We start from the raw sequence: 21,831 nt of genomic DNA on the forward strand, positions 1-21,831 counted from the left end.
AATTTAACTTTGAACGAATCGAGACTTAATTTTTAATTTTGAAAGGAGCGCATCCAATGAGTATGGAAGAATTATTCCATCCAATGCAAGAACCGATGATTTTAGCGGCAGCTATTAGTATCGTAGTTGGTGCAGTGGTTATCGTAGCTGGCCTTACTTATTTCAAAAAATGGGGCTATTTCTACAAAAACTGGCTATCAACTGTTGACCATAAAAAAATCGGGATTATGTATATCGCAGTAGCCTTATTAATGCTATTCCGCGGTGGTATCGATGCACTATTAATGCGTGCACAAACAGCCGTTCCAGATAACGGACTTCTTGATGCACAACACTATAATGAGATTTTCACAACACATGGTTTATTAATGATTCTATTTATGGCGATGCCATTTGTCATCGGGTTAATGAACATTGTCATTCCACTTCAAATCGGTGCACGTGACGTTGCTTTCCCACGTTTAAATGCTGTCAGCTTCTGGCTATTTGCAGCAGGTGCTGGTTTATTAAACTTATCATTCATTATCGGTGGTTCACCAGACGCTGGTTGGACAGCCTACTTCCCTCTTGCAAGTACGGAATTTAGTCCGACTGTAGGGAATAACTATTATTCTTTAGCACTTCAATTATCAGGTATTGGTACTTTAATGACAGGTGTTAACTTTATCACGACGATCATTAAAATGCGTGCCCCTGGTATGACATTAATGAAAATGCCAATGTTTTCTTGGTCTATTTTAATTACAAACATTATTATCGTATTCGCGTTCCCTGTATTAACTGTAGCGCTTGCACTTATGATGTTTGACCGTCAATTCGGCACAAAATTCTTTGCGATGCAAGACGGTGGTATGGATATGCTTTGGGCCAACCTATTCTGGGTTTGGGGACATCCTGAAGTTTATATCGTTATCCTACCTGCTTTCGGTATTTTCTCAGAAATCATTGCAACATTTGCACGTAAAAACTTATACGGTTACAAATCAATGGTGATGAGTATGGTGGTCATTTCCCTACTATCATTCGTAGTTTGGGCCCACCACTTCTATACAATGGGTCATGGTGTAATGGTTAACAGTGTTTTCTCTATTACAACAATGGCAATCGCAGTTCCTACTGGTGTTAAAATATTTAACTGGCTACTCACAATGAGGCACGGGAAAATTCAATTTACAACACCGATGCTTTATGCACTTGGCTTTATTCCTATCTTCACTATTGGTGGGGTTACAGGGGTTATGCTCGCGATGGCAAGTGCCGACTACCAATATCATAATACGATGTTCTTAGTTGCCCACTTCCACTATGTATTAATTCCAGGTACAGTATTTGGTGTGCTTGCAGGTTACCACTACTGGTGGCCAAAAATGTTCGGTTTCCGTCTAAATGAAAAATTAGGGAAAGCTGGTTTCTGGTTCATTGCCATCAGCTTCAACGTAACATTCTTCCCACTATTCATTTTAGGTTTAGATGGTTATGCTCGTCGTATGTACACTTATTCTGAGTCTACTGGTTATGGTCCATTGAATATGTTATCGTTCGTCGGTGCGCTAGGACTTGCAGTCGGCTTTGCATTAATTGTCTATAACATTTACTACAGCTGGAAACATATGCCTCGCAATGAAAAGGCAGATGTTTGGGATGGTCGTACACTTGAGTGGGCTACTCATTCTCCAGTACCAGAATATAACTTTGCCGTAGTGCCTACTGTTACTCGCTTAGATGAGTTTTGGTTCGCCAAAAAAGAAGGTCGCGATATTACAGCAGGTCCAATCGAAAAAATTCACATGCCAAATAATACAGGCACACCATTCTGGATGAGTGGATTCTTCTTCCTTGCAGCATTCTTCGCTGTATTCAATCTATGGATTCCAGCCATCATCAGTATGCTTGGTGTATTTGGCTTCATGATCCATCGTTCATTCGAAAAAGATCATGGTCGTTACATTTCAGTTGAGGAAGTAATGGCAACTGAGAAAAGCTTGAGAGGTGATAAATAATATGAAAATCGATTCTTCACTTCCATTAGAATATAGTACAGAGGAAAACCGTCTAAAAATCTTTGGTTTTTGGATTTTCCTTGGCGCCGAAATCGTGTTATTTGCCACATTATTTACAGTGTATTTCACGCTTCATACACGTACAGGTAGTGGACCAAATGGTGCTGAAATTTTCGAATTAACTCCAGTTCTATGGGAAACATTCTTATTATTAACAAGTAGTTTCACAATTGGCCTTGGTGTTCATGCAATGCGTATCGGACGTAAAAAAGCGATGATGACTTTCTTTATCATCACTCTTTTACTAGGTCTTGGCTTCTTAGCTATTGAGATTGATGAATTTGTCACTTATGTACACGAAGGTGCGACGATTCAAACAAGCGCATTCTTATCGTCATTAATGACTCTACTTGGAACGCACGGTGCCCACGTAACATTTGGTTTCTTCTGGGGCGTAGCTATTTTAATCCAAGTAGCTAAACGTGGTTTAAATCCACAAACAGCGAACAAAGCGTTTATCTTCTCATTGTACTGGCATTTCCTAGACGTTGTTTGGATTTTCATCTTCAGCTTCGTCTACTTGAAAGGACTGATTAGCTGATGAAGGAATTATTCCCAAAACAACATGTGATGGGCTTCGGCTTTTCACTATTACTAACAATTATAGCTTTAGCAGTTGTTAAATTCGATATGTCTCTTAATATGGCATTTGGAATTTTACTAGTAACTGCCCTTGCACAAGCAACTGTACAATTAGTATTATTCATGCACATCGGTGAATCTGAAGATAAGAAAACGTTATATACAACGATTTTATACTCAGTATTCGTAGGTGTTGTGACAATCATCGGTACATTATTTGCTATGATCTGGGGTTATAATTGATCCATTACGCCTCGGTGTAAACAAAAAGCTGTCCCAACTTATTGTCTTTGTACGATAAGTTCGTGACAGCTTTTTTGTTTTATCCCTATTCATTTGATAATTTTCACGTTTACCACTAAAAGAAGTAGGGAAAATGTTGTTTTTTTAATAAAAAATTAGTTCTTTTCTAACAATTTATGAAACTTTTCCTTTTCTAGTGCGTATAGTAGTAGATAGTGTTTTTTACCAAGAATAGGAGATGAAAGTAATGAAGAAAATTTTTAAAGTATTAGCAGTCGGAACACTAGCGTTGACACTTGCCGCTTGTAATTCAAGTGCTACGCCTACGAAAGACACAACGAATAAAAGCAAACTCACTTTAGAACAAGTGTATGACAAAGCAGTGGATCGTCAGGCTGATATTAAAAGTGCAAGTGCAAAAATGGATATGACACAGGTGACAAAGGTTGGATCTGGTGAAGAGGCAATGGAGTTTTCGATCGACTCTAAAATGAAGATGGATATCATCGTTGACCCACTTGCTATGCATTTATCAGGGTCTATGTCGATGCCAGATATGATGAGTGAAGGCGAAGAAACAATGGACATGCCAATAGAAATGTATATGAAAAAAGATGCTGGCCTATTTATGAAAGATATGACGACAGATAGCTGGTTAAAGCTTCCTGATGAGAACTTTGATGCTATTTTAGATCAAACGGCGGCTTCTGCTGACGCGAAGGAACAGCTAGAACAACTGAAAAAATTCATTAATGACTTTACATTTGAACAAACGGATGATGAATATGTCCTTACATTAGATGCAAAAGGCGATAAATTCAAAGAGCTTATCGATTCTGAAATTAATAAGTCTATGCAAGATATGGGTCTAGAAGAAAACCCTCTGGATCAACTAGCAATTGAAAAAATCAATTATGTGCTGCACATCGATAAAGAGACTTTCGATACGAACAAAATGGATATGAATTTTGATTTAAAAATGGCCGTAGAAGGTGACGAATTGTTAATGAATACAAAATCAGTCGTTACGTATACTGAATTTAATCATCTAAAAACAATCGATATTCCCCAAAGCATTATTGATAACGCTCAAACAATCGAATAATTAAAAACCTGCTTGTGCTAGTTAGCACAAGCAGGTTCTTTTATTCTAAACTATTAAAAAAACTAACGAACAATTAACACATCACATAGCGCATGTCGTACGACTTTCTCTGCAACAGAGCCTAACATCATTTTCTCCATACGATTTAATCCTGTTGCACCACAAACAATTAAATCAACCTGAGGTAATTGTGTTAAAATACCTTTTGGTGAACCTGTTTCTACCGTTGATTCTACCGCTTTGACCCCTGTCTGTAATGCCTCTTTTTCTAGCTTTTCCATTTTAAGAATGTTTTCCTTCTTCAATTCCTCCGCATATTTTAAGTCATATGCTGAAACTGCTCCAAACGATTTCGTATCAATTACATTCACTAATTGCAAAATAGCATTGTATTCTCTTGCTAATTGACTCGCTCTGTCCAATGCTTTTAATGATTGTTCTGAGAAATCAATTGCTACTGCGATTTTAAGATAATTAGCCATGTTCGTCCTCCCCATTCATCATACCATTCCATGTTTTCTCAAATATTATATCACAATGGCGTTCGATATAGTTTATCGTCCTGCGGTTGCGGGTTTCCACGGCCATCTGTATTATTGCTAATAAAATAAAGAAATTTTTCATCCACAAAGACATCACGAATTCTACCAAATTCTGATAGTAGTTCATTGTGTTTGTTCTTATTTATATCAAATGCTAGGACTGCCGTACCTCTTAGTGCGGCGACATATAATTGATCATTTACAATGGCAATGCCTGATGGTGCCCATGTGGTAGAAGCACCGGATGTAAAGAGAGGTGTTATCATACCTTGTTCTTTCTCCGTTCCTTCAATAAGAGGCCAACCATAATTCTTCCCCTTCTCAATGATATTAATTTCATCATTTGCTGCATTGCCATGCTCACTGGCATACATTGTACCATCAGTAGACCATGTTAAGCCTTGTGGATTTCGATGTCCATAGCTGTATACATAGGATTGCGGAAAAGGATTATCATTCGGTACGGAGCCATCCAAATTGATGCGCAAAATTTTCCCTTCTAAAGCATCCACATCCTGTGCTAAAGAAGGTTGTGTCGCATCTCCTACCGTTGCATACAGCTTCTCATCAGGACCTATTTTCAAACGTCCACCATGATGATATGTACCACTCTTTATTCTATCAATAATAAGATCCTGTTCTAGCCATTTATTATCGATTAACGTTAACGTAACAATTCGATTAAATTGTTCCTCTTCCTCAACATACGTATAATACGCATAGGCAATCTGACTGGTAGGAAAATTAGGGGCTAGTACAAACCCTAATAAACCAGCTTCTGGCGCGGATGAAAGCTCCTTTTTCAGGATAATCTGTTGCCTATCAACGGTTTCTTCTGCAATCTTTACAATACTTCCTGGCCTTTCTGCTAGATAAAAGACATCACCACTTTTTTGAATCGACCAAGGTGTCTGCAATTGATCTGCTATTATTTCAATAGAGGAATTCATTGAATCTATAGGGTGATTTTCCTCACTTTCTAACCTTTTATTGTTCTTATCCATCGTTGATGTGCAAGCAACACAAAAAATCATCGTTAGCAGTAATAAAGGCATGTAACGTCCCATGATTAATCATCCTCTCATTTATGAAAAATAGAAAGAGACGCCACCTAGACGCCTCTCTTACTTTTTATACTTTCAAACAGGATTATTTCACCAAATGTTCTTGTTTTCTCTAGCATCTCTAGATAGGCCTCTTTACGATGGATGAGTCGTTCCTGGTGCAATTTCTGATAGGAATGCTGAAAATCATCTATAGCTATTTTGTCCATAAACTCACCTCATATAGTAGTACATGCTAACACCATTATAATGTTGGAAAATTCTTACGACAATTCTATTTGTATTTTTGATTACAAGTTCCCAAAATAACAAGGATAAAAGACTTATGATTTCTTCCAGCAGCTATTTAAATTTATCTAACTAGTGAATGAAAAATGGTAGTACTTTTTCTTCCACAGCTTGTTCACCTGCTTGAATCCATCTACTTTTATCATGAATGTATCCGTCTTTATCAAGCGGGGTTTGAAATTGGCTAGCACCAGTTGCATCTAGTAAGGAGCCCTCATCATAATCTAGACCAATATTTTCAACATGCTTAATGACAAATGGCTTTTGAAAACGAATTTGAGCATCTTCATTATCAAGCTCCCCTGATGTAACGATAAAAGGGACGCGTAAATAAATCGTTTCTCCTGCCTCTTTCCATAATACCGAGTCGAAGCTACCTTTATAATACTCCCAATTCCCGCCGATCGTGAAACCTCGATTGGCAATTTTATCTCGTAAATAGCCAAACCCTATCTCTTTTCCAACAATTTTTGAATCAAATTGTAACAATTTATATTCTCCTCCTTTCACTCGATAAAAGTTTAACCTAAAAGAGGATATTACAAACTAGCTATAAGATCATTTTGCTTAACAAAAAAAATCCCGAAACCTGAGGAATTTATGGTTTCGGGATTTTCGTAAGTTTTTTATAAAGGCACTGAAATATTTCGATGCAACACATATTTAGCGGCTTCTACATACTCAGTGACAGCTCTTTGACTGACTGTGGCTGTGGGCACAATACTCTCAAAGCCATGATAGCAGCCCGGGTATAAATGGAATTCAACATCTACTCCAGCCTGGCATAGCTTGGTTACATATTGTAAAGTCTCATCACGAAACGGATCAAGTTGACCAACACATGTATACGTAAATGGTAAACCTGATAAATCATCCGCTCTAGCTGCTGCGGCATATGGTGGCACATTATCGCTACCGTTTTCTCCATTCAAATACATTTCCCACCCCTTTTGATTGAGTGAGTGGTTCCAGATCATGTGGCCTGTGATTTCTAATGATGATGGTGTATTATTGCGATCATCAATCATTGGATAGAGCGGCATTTGGAAACTAAGCTTCGGATAATTCCGATCACGAGCAAGTAATGCAAGTGCAGCTGTGAGCCCCCCACCAGCACTAGCTCCAGCAATTCCTATACGGGAAGGATCAATCCCTAATTCGTCTGCATGATCCGCTACCCATTTTAACGCTGCATAACAATCTTCAAGTGGGGCTGGATAAGGATGCTCAGGTGCAAGTCGATAGTCTACAGATACAACAACACATTTCGCTTCATTGACAAAACGCTGACAAAGCACATCATCTCCCTCGGGAGCTCCTAAGACATAGCCCCCACCATGAATCCATAGCAGACCTGGGTAAATTTCATTTTGCTCTTTTGACTTATAGATACGAATACGAAGAGAATCGTTGTCATCAGGCCCTTGAATCACTTTATTTTCTACTGTGATATGCTCTTCTATTGGAGCTGGTACAGCAACGGCTGCCATTCCTTCTCTTGTAGCTTGTACATTATCCAAATCTAATGGGGGAAAAATTGCTAACGTTTCTTTTAGTTCTGAATTAATACGATGTTCCATTAAAATTCTTCCTCTCTTATTTAAAATGTTTTTTACGATGTTAAACCGCCATCAATTGGAACGACAGCGCCATTCACATAAGAAGCTTCTTGCGAAATTAAGAGAGCGATTACATTTGCGATTTCAGTAGGGTCTGCTAATCTTCGTAATGGTCCATTTTCTTCTGGACTCGATGCCAATCCCTTCGTCATGTTTGTCATCACGCCACCAGGACAAATTGCATTCACTCGAATACCTTTAGGTCCATATTCAATGGCTGCCGTTTTAGTTAACCCAATTACACCATGCTTACTTGCCGCATAGCCACCTAGATAAGGTTGTCCCTGTATACCAGCTGCTGAGGATGTATTCACAATGACACCTGATTGCTGTTGCTCCATTTCTTTTAACACATATTTTAAGCCTAAAAATGCCCCTTTAAGATTGACCGAGATCACTCTATCAAACGTCTCCTCTTCTAAATCTCCCAGTAGTGCTGGCGAGCTTAAAACGCCTGCATTATTAATAAAAGCATCAATCCTGCCAAATGTTTCTTTTGCAGCGTCCACATATTTTTTGACATCTTGGCTTTGTGAAACATCAGCTTGGACAAAAATTGCTTGTTGTTGATGTTCCTTCACAGCATGTAGTGTGTCTTGTCCACTTTTTTCGTCAAAATCCACTAAAACTAATGCTTTGCCCTTGGTTGCAAGCAATTTTGCAGTCTCTCTTCCTATACCACTTCCCGCACCTGTAATAATGACTACTTGTTGCTCCATATTGATATATGCTCCTCTCTCACAAACTATGATATAGATTTTAATTTCATTAACTTAAAGCCTTCATAATTGTTTTGAGCCACCTCATTACAATGTTTTGTGTAATAATCAAATCCTCCTAGATAAATTAAAAAACTTCGAGGTTTGCCCTCAATATTAGCTCCCGTATACCAAGAATCACCTTTGACGTAGAGTGTTGCATTAGCAACCTCTCGGCAATGTTTGCTCCAAGCTTCCTCTGCTTCTCTAGTTGGTTCCACAAGGTCAATGTCATGCTCACGCAAGTATTGTATGCACTCGGTAATCCATTCGACATGCTGCTCAATAGCTATTGGCATATTCACGAGGACAGAAGGGCTTTCTGGTCCCGTAATCATAAATAAATTAGGAAAACCTGCTGTTGTGAGTCCAAGATAGGTTTGAACCGCTGCCCCATCCTCCCATTTCTCCTTTAACGACACGCCATTCCTTCCTTGGATATCAATCTTAAATAAAGGTCCTGTCATGCCATCATAGCCTGTCGCAAAAATGATGATATCTAAATCAAAATGGTTATCCGCCGTTTGAATACCTTCTCCTGTTATTTTTTGAATGGGTGATTCTTTGACATCAACCAGTAAAACATTCTCCCTATTATAGGTTTCAAAATAATCGCTATCTAAAACCTGTCTTTTCGTGCCATACATATACTTTGGACATAATTTCTCTGCTACCACAGGGTCTTTCACAATCTGTCGTATTTTGGAGCGAATAAATTCTGCCGCTTTTTCATTGGATTGTTCATTCGTTAACAAGTCATGATAAGTAGCTGAGAAGGCAAAGCCACCTTGTGCCCATGCTTTCTCAAAAACCGCCTGTCTCCTATCATCCCGTTCTTCCATTGCAGATTGCTGATTTTGTGCAAAAGGTGTACCTGAAACAGAATTTCTCATGGAATGCTTTATCGCTTCGAAATTTTGCTTGGTTTCTTTGATAAAGTCCTCATCATATGCATGGTTTCGAGCGGGAATCGTATATTGCGGTGTGCGTTGAAACACCGTGAGCTGCTCTGCTTCTTTTGCAATAACAGGTATTGCTTGAATACCACTGGAGCCTGTCCCGATAATTCCTACACGCTTCCCCGTAAAATCAATCTTTTCATGTGGCCAATGCCCCGTGTGATACCATTTTCCGTTAAACTGTTGTAATCCTTGGATGTTCGGAACATTTGCAGCAGATAGACAGCCTATTCCTGTAATAAAATATTTTGTTAAAATGCACTGTCCATCGTTTAAATGAATTATCCATTTATGTCGTTCTTCATCAAAATGAGCCGCAGTGACTCTTGTGTTAAATTGAATATCTGCTCGCCATTGAAAGCGATCGGCTACGTAATTTAAATAGCGTAATATTTCCGCTTGTTCCGGAAATCTAGATGTCCAAGTCCATTCTTCATATAATTCCTTTGAAAACGTGTAGTTATAATAGATGCTTTCAATATCACATCTAGCACCAGGATAACGATTCCAATACCAAACACCACCTACACCATCTCCAGCCTCGTATACAATGGTCGAAAAGCCTTTACTCCTCAACTGATGTAGCATATACAGACCTGCAAACCCAGCACCTAGAACAACTGCATCCACCTCTTTAATTGTTTGACTACTCATCTGCCGCTCCCCCTCACACCAAAATAGGAAAATATGGATTTACTTAACTTAAATACTACAACTTACAGAAAATATTGAAAATTCCTTATTTTAAGCGTAGTATATACTTAAAAAAGGGGATAGGTCATGTCCAATCTTTATACCATTCAAAAACGTTTCGACACGGTACAAAGCTATGTCAACCATGAAGAGTTGTTGATACACATTTTGCAGGTATATTTAGATTCTTTTCCTATCAAGGATGCCTATTTATTAAGGTATTCTCCAATAGGCTTTGTCGCTGAAGGAATCATTTTCTTGAATGAATCGGGTGGTAGTCATATCGGTGAAATTCGTGAGGAGATTCGCAGCTTCCCTATTATTTATGCTGCTATTGAAGATAAGAAGGCCAAATTTTGTACAGGAATGGACTATTTAAAAAATATCAGTATTAAATATTCTATTCCCTCGCAAAATAATTCTTTTTTAATTGTTCCTATTTTTATAGGGCAATATGTTTTTGGTTATATTTGTAGTACTCAATTGGAAGAGGAAATTGATGTAAATGAAAAGCTATTAGATGATATGACGACCTTTGGACATATGATTGGACAGCTTATCATGCAAGCTAGAAATAGTAAAAAAGAGGGTTTTCTTAGCAAACGTGAGCTCGAGGTAATGAGACAGGTAGCGCAGGGAGATAGTACAAAGGAGATAGCAGATGTTATGAATTTAAGTGAATTAACCATTACACAATATGTAAAATCGGCTATCAAAAAATTGCGTGCCAAAAATCGTTCCCATGCCATTAGCATTCTTTATCAAGAGGGAATTATTCTATAAAAAATTAGGGGAGCATGCTACTCCCCTTTGTTAGAAATCCACAATTGTCATCGCTTTAACAACTTTATTACCCCCAGTAGGCCTTCATTAAATCTATTGACCACGCTGGCTGTTTAACATCCTTTTTAGGTAAAAATTCTTTCATCACAGGCTTTATATCTAGTATAGGTGTGCCATCTATGGCGTCTAGCCCTTGAACGATTAATGCTCTAGGTTTGACCTCTAACAACGCAACGATTGTACTTCCTAATTTATTGGGTCTATTCTTACCCCTTTGCGCGAAAATGCCCACTTCGGGATAATCTTGATTATTTCTAGGATGTCTAGCCTCATATTGGATTTGATCGTCTGTAACTTTATCAAAATAAAAAATAATTTCTAGATGCGAAAAATCTTCTATTCCTTTTAAGGATGCCTCCTGGATATGAGCAGCAAGTTCAATGGTTGAAATAATCTCTCCCCAATGATCATCTTTTATCATTTGCCGATTGTTACGAACTGTAGCGATTGATTGAACGGTATATTGCATACCTTTTATCCCCCATCTTTTCGAATGTCTACTATACGGTCTTTAATGCCAGTATATACTAAATAGACAGAAAAAAAGATGATTAACGATGTTAATCACCTGATGTGCCATAATCCTTGATGGATACATTCACTTCACATGTAATCGGAACCTCACTAAATGTTTGATCCCATTCTTTTTTTATTTTTTGCCATACTCTCGGATAGTTGATTCTGAGTTTATTGCCAAACCCTGAAACATCTGTTTGAAATTCATGTTGCGTTTTTTCTAAAACTTTCATCACCAATCGCTCAATCTCTTTTTCAAATACTTTCTCTGCTTTTTTCAAAAATTGATTGTCAAATGCTTTATCTGATAGAACCCAATGTTCAGCAATTCTTCCCTCTGATTGAATTTTTATCGTAAAGGAGATTTGATCTCCTTTCACATGCGGAATAATTTTACTTTTAGTTGAAATAATTTCATATACAATGGGTGCACCTGACTCCTCATCAAACCCTTTGACTAGGCCACCTTTCGCATCCCCTGACATCCAAGCAATTCCTTCTATGTCACTCTCATTTAAAAACCCTCGTAATTTTTTGGTTTTCCCTTCAATGATAGCAGCGCCTGCAAATTTTACTTCTCCATTTTCCGCTATCACATTTTGCAATAAAAAGCTGGAATCTGAATATAGCTTTCCTTCTAGCTTTGCAACGGTCATCGGTGGTAAAATCTTAGTCGTCCTTTCATGCCCCTCCATCATTTCTACTAATTGAAAGGCTGGAATTTTCGTTGGTTCATTCGTTTCAAGTGCCTGACTTGCCTGATTTTGAGCAATAAGGAGAAGGCCACTAGGTCGTATTTCTAATTCTCTTAGAAAAAAATCTAGTGTTTGTTGCAGGTTGACGGTGCTGGCTAATTCTTCTCCAATGATAATCACTTTGGAATGTTCAGCAAAGGAATGTTTATCAACCTTTAAAAGCATATTTCGTAAAGTTGGTAAAACCGCATCACCTGTCTCAGAAACATTTTTATACGCTTTTTCTGGCAATGCTCCCTCTCTTGTTCCAGAAACCGTTGTCTCTGACGTAACAAATTGATTGGTAATCGTTAACAGCTCCCTATTTGCATATCTAGCATCTTGTTGCTCCTCAGAAGATACATCACCCGTTTCTAAATCCAATGATGTACCTACAATGAGACCTAAATCCTCAATCTCTTTACTACTCCAGCATCCAGTAAGAAAGAAGGGTACAGTCATTACTAGAAGGTATTGGCTATATCGATGTTTTCGCTTCATGCTTTCTTTCCTTTCCATTTCGATATAAGGAGTAAAATGATAGGTACGGCACCAAATAAAATCAATGCAGCATGACCAATCTTATCGCCAAATGTAAAAAGATCATTAATATTTTTTGGCGTCATCGCAATAATGTAGATAATTGGCAACAATCCGTATAAGAAAGGATGCATACTTTTTTTAAAAAGTTGGGCTAATCCTAAAGCAGCTGCATAATAAGTAATCGTAAAGGTAGCAAATATTTGCATAATCCAAATTACAAGAAGAAACGACTCAAAGCGTTCAAAAATTAATCCTGGAATTTCAAAACTTCGCATCAATTCAATCGTTGGCCATGTCCTTGTCATAACCCCTTCAATGGAGAGAGCACCGATGACCATCACAACCGTGATGACATAAAAAAGCAGAGGAATGGTGATGCCCACCAGCACAACCTTTACAGCTTTTGATCTATCTGATGGGTACATAAATGCCACGAGGAGCAACATAATTTCAGGTCCTAAAAAGGCTAGTGTCGCTGTTTTGATCCCCTTTAACATCGGTACAACGCCCAAGCCTAATACTGGTCTAAGATTATCGATTTCAAAAATCCCTAAGCTTAAAAAGGCCACAAGTAAAAAAATAACAAAGGTAATAGGAAAAATGATTTCAAATAGACGAGCGATTGTATTGATACCACCACTTATTAAGTAAAGCCCAACCCATAAAAAAGGAAGAATAATGGCCCATGTAGGGGTACCCTCTAATAAGAAGAGGGAGGTTACTTCAGCCATTATGCGAACCTCAAATGCAGAAATGGTAAAAAAGTAGACTATTACACACGTACTTAAGAACCAGCCTAACCACTTCCCTAGGATGTCTTGATTATATTGATAAAATGTTTTATCAGGGTATTGTTGGCTTAGCTTGACAATGATTACCCCTGCAATCATCGCAACGATTCCACCTAAAAATACACTAATCCAAACATCCGGGGTCTTTACTTTTTCTACAGAGGCACGAGGTAAGGTAAGAATTCCAGTGGCAAGAATATAGTTAATAATAATAACAACTGCTTGTGAGGTCGTTATTTTATCTTTCAAACTGCTGTTCATGACTGTTTTTCTCCTTTCCTCTTATTCCCCTTTGCGGACAGAATCTTTTGGCTTTAACAATCTAGGACGATGTTTCATCATCCTGAACGGCATACGAACCATAAAGTCTTTCCAATCACCTGCTCGATACGGAACAGTAGGACTTAGATACGATACACCAAAGCTCTTTAGTTTCACTAAATGACTGCAAAGGAATAAGAAAAACAGGATGATGCCATATAGTCCAAATAAAGCTGCAGAAAACATGGCGACAAAACGCAGCATTCGTAGCGTGATTCCAGCATTGTATTGAGGGATAGCAAAAGAAGAAATCGCTGTTAGTGCAACAACAATGACCATAATCGGACTAACAATTCCTGCCTGTACTGCTGCTTCTCCAATGACAAGCCCTCCCACAATCCCCATTGTCGGACCGATTGGCTTCGGCAAGCGAAGTCCCGCTTCTCTTAATATTTCAATGGCAACCTCCATAATGAGGGCTTCAATTAATGCTGGGAACGGTACCCCCTGCCTTGTCGCCATCATAGACAAGGCTAGTTTAGTGGGAATTAATCCCTGATGAAATGATACAAAAGCAATGTACAGAGATGGTCCAAATAAGGAGATACCGGCAGCAAAGTAGCGAAGCAAGCGAATAAGTGAGCTTGACAACCAACGTTCATAATAATCTTCTGGTGATTGCAGTAACATATTAAACGTGACTGGCACAATTAGCGCAAACGGCGTTCCATCTAATAAAATTGCCACTCGTCCCTCCAGTAAAGCGGCAACAACACGATCAGGACGCTCGGTACTCTGTACTTGCGTAAACGGACTAAGATAATTATCCTCAATTAATTGCTCAATATATCCTGATTCAGCTACATCATCCAAATGGATTGTTTCAATTCGTTTTCTCACCTCTTTGACGAGATTAGGCTCCACAATCTCATCTATATAGGCTATAACCAACTCTTTTTTTGTACGCTCGCCCACTTCCATCTCAATTATGGATAAATTTCGATTTTCACCATGTTGTCTTAATAAAGAGGTGTTCACACTTAATTTTTCCGTGAAGCCCACTCTTGGTCCACGTACCAATGCCTCAGAAACGGGCTCTTCAAGATTTCGAGTCTTTCCATGTGCAGTACCAATAATAAATACATTCTGGATCCCATCCACAATTAATACAGTGGATCCCGTTAATACTTTCCCAACAGCTTTCATAACTTTCGTTTCCTCTAGCAGATCACTCACTGGTAGGATTTCATTTACAATCAATTGCTGTAGCTCATAACCTCTTATCAAAGTGGATCTTTCTGAAAGTCCATTCATTAATGATTTCAAAATATGTTTGTCAATCAACTCTTTATCGCATAAACCTTTAAGAAAAACGATGGCTGCACGATTATTCGTATTCCCAATTTGAAATTCTCTAAAATGGATATCCCAATTATGACCAAGCTCTTTCTTCATTTGTAAAAAATCTTCACTGTAATCACCTGTAAATTGCTCTAACTTTTTTTGAACAGGTATTTGTATTGTCTCACTTTGTTCACTATTTTCTTTCATATCAATTTTGCCATTGCTCTTATTAACAAATAAAAAAACATGAAACAATTTATAAATTAAATATGGAATAAAAAATGCTAAAAAGCCTTGTAAAAAAACTTGCCAATGCGGCATGTAGGAAATTACCTTTTCCCACATATTGATCACCCTCTTTAGTACACTTGTACAGAGTATATCTACATGTTTTTATCATTATCTAAGCAACCGTATTTTAAACTTCTAATCCTCAACATTCTTTCATAACAAGACACTAATATTTGCTGGACATAAAAAAATCCAGCCTCAAATTGAGTACTGGTACTTATAAAAGCAATCTTTAGGTTATGGTATACTAGCTACTATGAAAAATTAGAAGGTGAAATTTATGCTAGAAGTCAGTGAAAGTAAATTAGCACAATATAGTCTGCATTTTTTGAGCGAGACGCTTATTTTAGGAGAAGAAGTTTTTACACAACCTGAAGTTATGTTAGAAGCAGCCTTTACGCAGCTTGCTTTTAATAAAATCGATATGGAACAGCAATATGAATTTTTCCATGAAAGCAATATTGCACTCAATGAAGTTTTTACGTATTCCAAAGCCATTTTCGAACAGGAAAGTAACTTCCTCGAACAATCACAAAATATAGCCAAGCACTTACATAGTGTGTCACAGCACCCAAACATCAAAAGCGGAGAACTGTTTATTGGCCTATTTGAAAATTGTTTACTATTGAATGAGGCTAAAAAGGTTATCGCCATTGTCAAAATTGATGAAAAAGAGATGTTTTTAGATGTAAAAAATGAACACAATCAAATGATTGTTAATGGCGTGGATGGCATTAACGTCAAGAAAATTAATAATATGGCTATTATTATTGATATGGGACCAGATCAATTTCCTGCCGTGTATATCAAAACAAAACGGAAAGAAGATATCGTTTATTGGCAAGAACGATTTTTAAAAATACAAGCAGCAGATGCGCATTATTATAAAACCAATTTAGCACTAACAGAATGCAAAAAAATTATTTTAAAGGAAGAAAATTATACAAGCACAGAAAAGCTTGGGCTTTTGAATAAAACACTGGATTACTTTAGAAATGAAGAGGAATTTCAGGTAAATCATTATATCGAAACCGTTTTTGAGCAAGCGGACACTACCCAAAAAGATGTCATCATTAACTCGGTCAAACCCTATGAGACGGTCATTTCTGATAGTGCTTTAGAAAAGGCTGAAAAGAAATACAAACGTAAAATTAAACTCGATTCCAATATTGAAATCCAAGTAAATATTCAGCATATCGACCAAATAGATGAATTAATTGAAGTAGGCTATGATGAGGCAACGAATCGCAAATTCTATAAAATCTATTTTCAGGATGAACAGTAGAAAAGGTACTTCCTATTTTTATCAACGAATTTAACAATAAGTAAATGATTTCCGTTCCAGGCTATATGCTTGCCATTGACGCCTCGCTTTCATATAGAGTAAAGCTTCTTGTGAGAAACTCATTAAGCTTCACAGGGAAGCACTTGGTCGGAACGGAAAACAACTTCTCTTTGCACAATCATCTTTTGCTTAAAACACTAAAATTCATCTATTCCTTTATTCTCTTCCTGTTAAGGCACCATCCCCCTTAAATAACAGGCAAGCTGAAGCTTTAGGACATCTTCAGCATTTTGAAAAGAGATGGTTAGCTTTTCTTCGATTTTTCTCAAACGCTGATACAACGTATTGACATGAATGTGTAGTTGTTTAGCTGTCTCCCCTACAGAGCCGTTTTGCTTAATATATACCAGCAAAGTTTCTTCCAGCAGCTGATGTTTTGTTTTTTCATTGCACAATGGTTGGAACACTTCATTCACAAAACTCAATAGTTCCTCCTGTGTTTGATGAATAAAGAGTCGATTCACCCCAATCTCCTGATAATGCATGATGCCCCAGCGTTGACGAGTGATCAAAAACGACAGTGCTTTATCCGCTTCATGATAACTTTTCGCTATATGGTCCATGCCCAGATACAATGAACCGATTCCAATTTTCAACGTATTGCTTTTTACTTTTTCCCAGTTCGCTTGCAATTGCTTTACAAGTTGCAGCAATTCATTACCCATTCGTTTAAATTGACAAAGAATCGTTATTTTATGACCAAAGCCAAATACTATTGGTGCATGCTCTTGAAAATGTTTTTTAATTTCCCCAATTAATAGATGAACTTGCCTATCCATCACTTGACTATCCATACTCGATGATAATTGAATTAAAACGACAGCATAATAGGTATTTGACTCAAGTCCAAGCTCTTCACCCTTTTTCATAAGCTGTCCAGGATCCTTACACATTAAAAAATCATGAAATAGATCATGTGATTTTTTATAAAACGCATCCACAATTGTTTGTTTCCGTATCATTTCTAGAGCAATAACGGAGCTAGCTTGCTCGATAATTAATTTATGAATCGATTCTAGCTCCTGTTCACTTACTTCGATAAGTAGAAAGCCAAGGATTTGACCTACACCAACAATCGGTTGAATATAGTAATCCACCCATTCATTCTCGATTTCAATTGTATAAAATGCTGGAGATTCTGTTAAATGAACAGAAGATCGTAATATGTCTACATCATCATTGTCTATCCAATGGCGTGGACTTGCATAAATGGAGTCATCCATTAAATCTCTAATGACGAGTCGCAAATTCAGCATATGTCTTATTTCATTGACAATGACTTGCATACCAGCATTTTGCAAAGAAAGCTTCATAAAAGTATGGTGAATTTGATCTCGTTGCAGTAGTAATTCATTTTGAAGCTTCAAATGCTGAAACAGTTTTGAATTCGTCAATGCAATAGATACCTGATCAGAAAAACTTTCTAAAAGCTGTTTATCTTCTGTTGTTAGCAATGCTTGTTCCCCATTTTGATAAATAATGACCACACATAGTGTTTGCTCCTCAACCACAATCGGAACAGCAATAACCGATTGTAAATGCTCAAACGTATAGGCATTTAATAAATGACGTAGATTCTCTTCTGTTACAGATGAAGAAGCTTTTAGCACGTCTGTATACGAAGTCAAAATCATGGACTGGTTTTCTTTAAAGGTCTTTCCAATAATCCCTTCTCCGACCTTCATGCGCATATTTTTAATGTCCTCACCAGGTCCCCCTGCCCATGCTTTTGGTACAAGTGCTGCTTCGCTTTCCTCATACATCCACAGTACCCCAAAATCTGCAGCCGGTATAACAGATAGCGCATTCTCTAAAATCGTGGTCAGTAGAATATGAATATCGTTTAAAACGGAAATTTCCCGTATACTTTCCATCATTTTCTCCCGAATAAATTGTTCTTTCTCCAGCATTAATTCTAAGTAATATGCATGAAGTACAGTTTCGATAATTTGTTGCTCCGTTGCTAATAGCACTCTATTAATCCGAATGACCAAACGTCCCCTTTCATGGAATTCGAAGAAATAATCATGAAAATCTGCCACTTTTTTGTCATAAGAAGGTGGCAGATGATTTTCTACCCCTTGAGAAAGCACCAGAGAAAAACGATCCTCATTAATATTTTTCCATACTTGAAATTGTGTAAACTTGCAAAAATCAAAGAGGAGTTGTTGTAGTCTATCTACTATCGTCATGCTGAAATACCTCACTTTATATGGATAAACATCTACATTTATTAGATTTATTATATGAAAACACACATTGTTAGAAAAGTCTAAATTTTTTATACTTTGCAATATAAACAAATCCACTATAGCTAGGAGGAAAAAACAATGACAACAACAACTGCTAAAAATGCTAGATATCTTGTAATCGCTATGTTGTTTCTAGGGTGGTCATTAGGGAACTTTGATCGTTTCATTATTAACTTCGCCATTCTCGATATTTCAAAGGAATTACAATTGACTGAATCATTAACGGGCATTGTTTTAAGTAGCTTTTTTGCTGGTTATGCCTTAATGCAAATTCCAGGTGGCTGGTTAGCTGATCGATTTGGCTATCGAAAGGTGCTCATATCAACGATCTTAGTTTGGTCCATCTTCACTGTCTTAACGGGTGCTGCCTGGTCGTTTCTATCAATCATTGTAATTCGATTCCTATTCGGTGTAGGTGAAGGTAGCTATTTCCCAGCTGCCTCTAAGGGCATTGCCAATTGGTTCCCGGTTGATGAACGTAGTAAAGCCATGTCTATTATGTTAACATCTGGCTCAATTATGGGCGTTGTGGCACCGATTGTAGGAACATACCTAATGCTAGCACTTGGTTGGCGAGATATTTTCTACATTGTAGGCGCACTAGGTATTGTTGTTGCACTTAGTTTCTTCTTCTTAGTGAAGGAAAAAAATACACCTGCGACAGAGCAAGTAAAGGCACAAACTTCAAAAGCTCCATTAAGAGACGTCTTAAAGACACCAATGATTTGGAAGCTGTTTATTGCCTATTTCAGTATTTATGCAGTGAACTGGGGCTTAACATCTTGGATGCCAACGTATTTATCTAAAGTAAAAGGGTTAGAATTGACAGCTGTTGGTATCTATTCAGCTATTCCTCCATTTATTGGGATCTTCGCTATGCTTTGTAGCGGTTATGTGCTAGATAAAATGCCTCAAGGACGAGATAAGCTGGTCGCTGGCATTTTTGCCATTATTGCAGGTATAGGGCTATTATTCATGGCGAATGCACCAAGCATGCTCATATTTACGATATGTCAAAGTGTCGTGACGGTCATGCTGTCCTTTAATATTATTTTAATAACATCTGTTCCACTGAAAATTTTACCAGAGGCAGTAGTAGGAACAGCAAACGGCTTTATTAATACAGGCGCTCAATTCGCAGGGGTACTTACACCAATGCTGATTGGTTTTTTAGTGGAAGCTTTTGGTGGTTCTTATAGTGCTGCATTCACGATGCTGATTGGCTTTACAATTGTGTGTGCTGTGTCATTATTTATGATCCGCCCGAATAAAAATACGGTTGTGTTGAATTCCCCTTCTATAAATGAAATTATCGACTAAGGAGTGATAGTTTATGAGTTTAACAGACAAAATTGCACACTATATTGATCAAAAAAGTGGGCTATATAAAAATGTAAGCGATCGCATTTGGGACTATGCGGAAACAAGATTTGATGAGGTTCGCTCTGCCGATTTATTATGTAAAACGTTAGAGAATGAAGGGTTTCAAGTCGAAAGAGGCGTTGCAAATCTTGAAACAGGCTTCATTGCAACCTTTGGAAATGGAAAGCCAGTGATCGCTATACTTGGTGAATATGATGCACTTGCAGGGTTAAGTCAACAGGCAGGGAGCGCGAACTATGAGCCAATCATCCAAAATGGCAATGGTCATGGCTGTGGTCATAACCTATTAGGTGTCGGGGCACTTGCAGGAGCCATTGCTACAAAACAGTACTTGGAGGACCATAACTTAGCCGGAACTGTAAAATATTTTGGCTGCCCTGCCGAAGAAAGTGGCTACGGCAAATCCTTTTTGGCTAGAGATGGGTATTTTAAAGATGTAGATGTAGCCTTTTCTTGGCATCCTGGCACAGTAAATGCCATTATGCATGCTAGAGCCAATGCGGTTATTAACGCTACATTTAAATTTAAAGGACGCAGTTCACACGCTGCTGCCTCCCCTCATTTAGGAAGAAGTGCATTAGACGCAGTAGAGTTAATGAATGTTGGAGTAAATTATTTACGAGAACATATCGTAGATGAAGCAAGAATCCACTATGCCGTAACCAATACAGGTGGACTTGCGCCAAATGTTGTACAAGCTGAGGCTGAAGTGACTTACTTGATTCGCGCACCAAAACCAAATCAAGTAAAAGACTTATATCAACGTGTCCTCAATTGTGCAAAGGGTGCTGCTTTAATGACCGAAACAACGGTAGAAGAGCAAATTGTGGGATCTTGCCATAATTTAATTCCTAACAAAACATTGGAGAAGGTTATGCATCAGCATATGGAGGACTTAGGTAGCGCTAAAATCACAGAAGATGATATTCATTTTGCTAAGGAAATCTATCATACACTCTCCGACGAAGAAAAGAATGTAGCAGCTTTACAGGTTGGTAAAGAAGCGGCGCAAATTCTCATTGACAAGCCTATTGTTGATTTTCTTGCCCCTCTTCCAGAAGAACCATTTTTCATGGGTGGCTCAACCGATGTGGCGGATGTCAGCTGGAATGTCCCAACTGCCCAATGCACGACAGCCACATGGGCATTCGGAACACCGTTTCATACATGGCAGGCTGTCGCACAAGGAAAATCAGCCTATGCTCATGAGGCAACACTGCTTGCTGGCAAGGCGATTGCTTGTACAGCGATTTCAGCTCTGGAAAATCCGTCATTAATCGAAGACGCAAAGGCCGAGTTAGTGGAGCGTCTAGATGGTGAAACGTACGAAGCCCTAATTCCTAAAGACTTAGTGCCCCCAAAAGCAATTCAAGCAACAGCTGTTATCATGGCATAACTGCCAATAAGACTTTCTATTGTTTGATAGAAAGTCTTATTCATGTTGTTGAAAAAAGATAATGTCAACGGCAGAAAAAGCAACTTGGCAAGGTGAGGGGTTGATTTCCGTTCCGCCAGCGTCCTTTCCAGGGGGCGTCTGATGAGCCGCTTCCCTCACTTCCGTTCTCTCCAGGGTCTCCTCTGTGACGCTAAATCCCCTAGGAGTGAAGCTGGCTCC

20 protein-coding genes and 1 pseudogene are annotated in these 21,831 nt (G+C 38.2%); 8 read left to right on the top strand and 13 right to left on the bottom strand.

The features are described from left to right. The first annotated feature begins 56 nt into the window (after positions 1-56). The 4 genes from qoxB to ACEVFT_RS17465 all read left to right on the top strand — a co-directional run bounded on the left by qoxB (position 57) and on the right by ACEVFT_RS17465 (position 3,990). Entirely contained in the window at positions 57-2,000 is a 1,944-nt protein-coding gene (gene qoxB / locus ACEVFT_RS17450) for a cytochrome aa3 quinol oxidase subunit I (RefSeq protein WP_205444708.1), read from the top strand. A 1-nt stretch (position 2,001) separates the two neighbouring features. Next, the gene (qoxC, locus tag ACEVFT_RS17455; RefSeq protein WP_004226587.1) at positions 2,002-2,601 is read left to right on the top strand and encodes a cytochrome aa3 quinol oxidase subunit III; all 600 of its coding nucleotides are present in this window, start codon (positions 2,002-2,004) and stop codon (positions 2,599-2,601) included. Beyond that, a complete protein-coding gene (gene qoxD / locus ACEVFT_RS17460) occupies positions 2,601-2,885 on the top strand; it encodes a cytochrome aa3 quinol oxidase subunit IV (RefSeq protein WP_205444710.1) in 285 nt (94 codons plus the stop codon). The genes qoxC and qoxD overlap by 1 nt, the downstream gene beginning before the upstream one ends. A gap of 247 nt (positions 2,886-3,132) precedes the next feature. Continuing rightward, entirely contained in the window at positions 3,133-3,990 is an 858-nt protein-coding gene (locus tag ACEVFT_RS17465) for a DUF6612 family protein (RefSeq protein WP_393950854.1), read from the top strand. A 62-nt stretch (positions 3,991-4,052) separates the two neighbouring features. Here ACEVFT_RS17465 and ACEVFT_RS17470 read toward each other — a convergent pair whose 3' ends face one another. From ACEVFT_RS17470 to ACEVFT_RS17500, 7 genes are all read right to left on the bottom strand, one after another. Then, positions 4,053-4,472, bottom strand: coding sequence for a universal stress protein (locus ACEVFT_RS17470; protein WP_205444713.1), 420 nt, complete (start codon positions 4,470-4,472; stop codon positions 4,053-4,055). A 50-nt stretch (positions 4,473-4,522) separates the two neighbouring features. Then, positions 4,523-5,599 carry a PQQ-dependent sugar dehydrogenase gene (locus ACEVFT_RS17475; RefSeq protein ID WP_393950855.1) on the bottom strand — a complete coding sequence of 359 codons (1,077 nt, stop codon included), beginning with the start codon at positions 5,597-5,599 and terminating at the stop codon, positions 4,523-4,525. 44 nt (positions 5,600-5,643) lie between these two features. Continuing rightward, a complete protein-coding gene (locus ACEVFT_RS17480; protein ID WP_205444717.1) occupies positions 5,644-5,805 on the bottom strand; it encodes a hypothetical protein in 162 nt (53 codons plus the stop codon). Positions 5,806-5,956: 151 nt separating this feature from the next. Then, the gene (locus ACEVFT_RS17485) at positions 5,957-6,373 is read right to left on the bottom strand and encodes a YugN family protein (protein WP_016991855.1); all 417 of its coding nucleotides are present in this window, start codon (positions 6,371-6,373) and stop codon (positions 5,957-5,959) included. 137 nt (positions 6,374-6,510) lie between these two features. Continuing rightward, the gene (locus tag ACEVFT_RS17490; protein ID WP_393950856.1) at positions 6,511-7,464 is read right to left on the bottom strand and encodes an alpha/beta hydrolase; all 954 of its coding nucleotides are present in this window, start codon (positions 7,462-7,464) and stop codon (positions 6,511-6,513) included. 32 nt (positions 7,465-7,496) lie between these two features. Then, positions 7,497-8,228, bottom strand: a complete 732-nt coding sequence (locus tag ACEVFT_RS17495) for an SDR family NAD(P)-dependent oxidoreductase (protein WP_393950862.1) — start codon at positions 8,226-8,228, stop codon at positions 7,497-7,499. 20 nt (positions 8,229-8,248) lie between these two features. Next, positions 8,249-9,874: a flavin-containing monooxygenase gene (locus ACEVFT_RS17500; protein ID WP_393950857.1), complete on the bottom strand. Its 1,626-nt coding sequence runs from the start codon at positions 9,872-9,874 to the stop codon at positions 8,249-8,251. A 126-nt stretch (positions 9,875-10,000) separates the two neighbouring features. Between ACEVFT_RS17500 and ACEVFT_RS17505 the strand changes: the two genes are divergently transcribed. Continuing rightward, positions 10,001-10,696 carry a response regulator transcription factor gene (locus ACEVFT_RS17505; protein ID WP_205444722.1) on the top strand — a complete coding sequence of 232 codons (696 nt, stop codon included), beginning with the start codon at positions 10,001-10,003 and terminating at the stop codon, positions 10,694-10,696. Positions 10,697-10,763: 67 nt separating this feature from the next. Here the strand turns inward: ACEVFT_RS17505 and ACEVFT_RS17510 are convergent, their stop codons facing one another. The 4 genes from ACEVFT_RS17510 to ACEVFT_RS17525 all read right to left on the bottom strand — a co-directional run bounded on the left by ACEVFT_RS17510 (position 10,764) and on the right by ACEVFT_RS17525 (position 15,290). Beyond that, positions 10,764-11,225: an SAM-dependent methyltransferase gene (locus ACEVFT_RS17510; RefSeq protein ID WP_393950858.1), complete on the bottom strand. Its 462-nt coding sequence runs from the start codon at positions 11,223-11,225 to the stop codon at positions 10,764-10,766. A gap of 91 nt (positions 11,226-11,316) precedes the next feature. Beyond that, positions 11,317-12,507, bottom strand: a complete 1,191-nt coding sequence (locus ACEVFT_RS17515; RefSeq protein ID WP_342441113.1) for a Ger(x)C family spore germination protein — start codon at positions 12,505-12,507, stop codon at positions 11,317-11,319. Further along, positions 12,504-13,601 carry a spore germination protein gene (locus ACEVFT_RS17520; protein ID WP_205444727.1) on the bottom strand — a complete coding sequence of 366 codons (1,098 nt, stop codon included), beginning with the start codon at positions 13,599-13,601 and terminating at the stop codon, positions 12,504-12,506. Before ACEVFT_RS17520 ends, ACEVFT_RS17515 begins: the two co-directional genes overlap by 4 nt. Before the next feature lie 21 nt (positions 13,602-13,622). Beyond that, positions 13,623-15,290 (bottom strand): spore germination protein, encoded by a 1,668-nt coding sequence (locus ACEVFT_RS17525; protein ID WP_393950859.1) that lies wholly within the window; start codon positions 15,288-15,290, stop codon positions 13,623-13,625. 226 nt (positions 15,291-15,516) lie between these two features. Here ACEVFT_RS17525 and ACEVFT_RS17530 point away from each other — a divergent pair, with 226 nt between their 5' ends. Continuing rightward, the gene (locus ACEVFT_RS17530) at positions 15,517-16,521 is read left to right on the top strand and encodes a nucleoid-associated protein (protein WP_205444730.1); all 1,005 of its coding nucleotides are present in this window, start codon (positions 15,517-15,519) and stop codon (positions 16,519-16,521) included. A 230-nt stretch (positions 16,522-16,751) separates the two neighbouring features. On the opposite strand, the gene ACEVFT_RS17535 is transcribed toward ACEVFT_RS17530, so the two are convergent. Beyond that, positions 16,752-18,773, bottom strand: coding sequence for a helix-turn-helix domain-containing protein (locus tag ACEVFT_RS17535; protein WP_393950860.1), 2,022 nt, complete (start codon positions 18,771-18,773; stop codon positions 16,752-16,754). A 138-nt stretch (positions 18,774-18,911) separates the two neighbouring features. Between ACEVFT_RS17535 and ACEVFT_RS17540 the strand changes: the two genes are divergently transcribed. Beyond that, on the top strand, positions 18,912-20,153 hold the full coding sequence (locus tag ACEVFT_RS17540) for an MFS transporter (protein WP_342533085.1): 1,242 nt from the start codon (positions 18,912-18,914) through the stop codon (positions 20,151-20,153). Positions 20,154-20,166: 13 nt separating this feature from the next. Continuing rightward, the gene (locus ACEVFT_RS17545; protein ID WP_393950861.1) at positions 20,167-21,612 is read left to right on the top strand and encodes a M20 family metallopeptidase; all 1,446 of its coding nucleotides are present in this window, start codon (positions 20,167-20,169) and stop codon (positions 21,610-21,612) included. 36 nt (positions 21,613-21,648) lie between these two features. On the opposite strand, the pseudogene ACEVFT_RS17550 reads toward ACEVFT_RS17545, so the two are convergent. Continuing rightward, positions 21,649-21,831, bottom strand: a pseudogene (locus ACEVFT_RS17550) (hypothetical protein); the annotation flags it as partial.

It is taken from the genome of Lysinibacillus sp. PWR01, assembly GCF_043359455.1.
Taxonomy (GTDB): Bacteria; Bacillota; Bacilli; order Bacillales_A; family Planococcaceae; genus Lysinibacillus; species Lysinibacillus fusiformis_F.

What these genes read in the sequence shown, in the direction of transcription:
- qoxB (WP_205444708.1), top strand. Translation starts at nt 57, where the DNA reads ATGAGTATGGAAGAATTATTCCATCCAATGCAAGAACCGATGATTTTA.
- qoxC (WP_004226587.1), top strand. Translation starts at nt 2,002, where the DNA reads ATGAAAATCGATTCTTCACTTCCATTAGAATATAGTACAGAGGAAAAC.
- qoxD (WP_205444710.1), top strand. Translation starts at nt 2,601, where the DNA reads ATGAAGGAATTATTCCCAAAACAACATGTGATGGGCTTCGGCTTTTCA.
- ACEVFT_RS17465 (WP_393950854.1), top strand. Translation starts at nt 3,133, where the DNA reads ATGAAGAAAATTTTTAAAGTATTAGCAGTCGGAACACTAGCGTTGACA.
- ACEVFT_RS17470 (WP_205444713.1), bottom strand. Translation starts at nt 4,472, where the DNA reads ATGGCTAATTATCTTAAAATCGCAGTAGCAATTGATTTCTCAGAACAA.
- ACEVFT_RS17475 (WP_393950855.1), bottom strand. Translation starts at nt 5,599, where the DNA reads ATGGGACGTTACATGCCTTTATTACTGCTAACGATGATTTTTTGTGTT.
- ACEVFT_RS17480 (WP_205444717.1), bottom strand. Translation starts at nt 5,805, where the DNA reads ATGGACAAAATAGCTATAGATGATTTTCAGCATTCCTATCAGAAATTG.
- ACEVFT_RS17490 (WP_393950856.1), bottom strand. Translation starts at nt 7,464, where the DNA reads ATGGAACATCGTATTAATTCAGAACTAAAAGAAACGTTAGCAATTTTT.
- ACEVFT_RS17500 (WP_393950857.1), bottom strand. Translation starts at nt 9,874, where the DNA reads ATGAGTAGTCAAACAATTAAAGAGGTGGATGCAGTTGTTCTAGGTGCT.
- ACEVFT_RS17505 (WP_205444722.1), top strand. Translation starts at nt 10,001, where the DNA reads ATGTCCAATCTTTATACCATTCAAAAACGTTTCGACACGGTACAAAGC.
- ACEVFT_RS17510 (WP_393950858.1), bottom strand. Translation starts at nt 11,225, where the DNA reads ATGCAATATACCGTTCAATCAATCGCTACAGTTCGTAACAATCGGCAA.
- ACEVFT_RS17515 (WP_342441113.1), bottom strand. Translation starts at nt 12,507, where the DNA reads ATGAAGCGAAAACATCGATATAGCCAATACCTTCTAGTAATGACTGTA.
- ACEVFT_RS17520 (WP_205444727.1), bottom strand. Translation starts at nt 13,601, where the DNA reads ATGAACAGCAGTTTGAAAGATAAAATAACGACCTCACAAGCAGTTGTT.
- ACEVFT_RS17525 (WP_393950859.1), bottom strand. Translation starts at nt 15,290, where the DNA reads ATGTGGGAAAAGGTAATTTCCTACATGCCGCATTGGCAAGTTTTTTTA.
- ACEVFT_RS17530 (WP_205444730.1), top strand. Translation starts at nt 15,517, where the DNA reads ATGCTAGAAGTCAGTGAAAGTAAATTAGCACAATATAGTCTGCATTTT.
- ACEVFT_RS17535 (WP_393950860.1), bottom strand. Translation starts at nt 18,773, where the DNA reads ATGACGATAGTAGATAGACTACAACAACTCCTCTTTGATTTTTGCAAG.
- ACEVFT_RS17540 (WP_342533085.1), top strand. Translation starts at nt 18,912, where the DNA reads ATGACAACAACAACTGCTAAAAATGCTAGATATCTTGTAATCGCTATG.
- ACEVFT_RS17545 (WP_393950861.1), top strand. Translation starts at nt 20,167, where the DNA reads ATGAGTTTAACAGACAAAATTGCACACTATATTGATCAAAAAAGTGGG.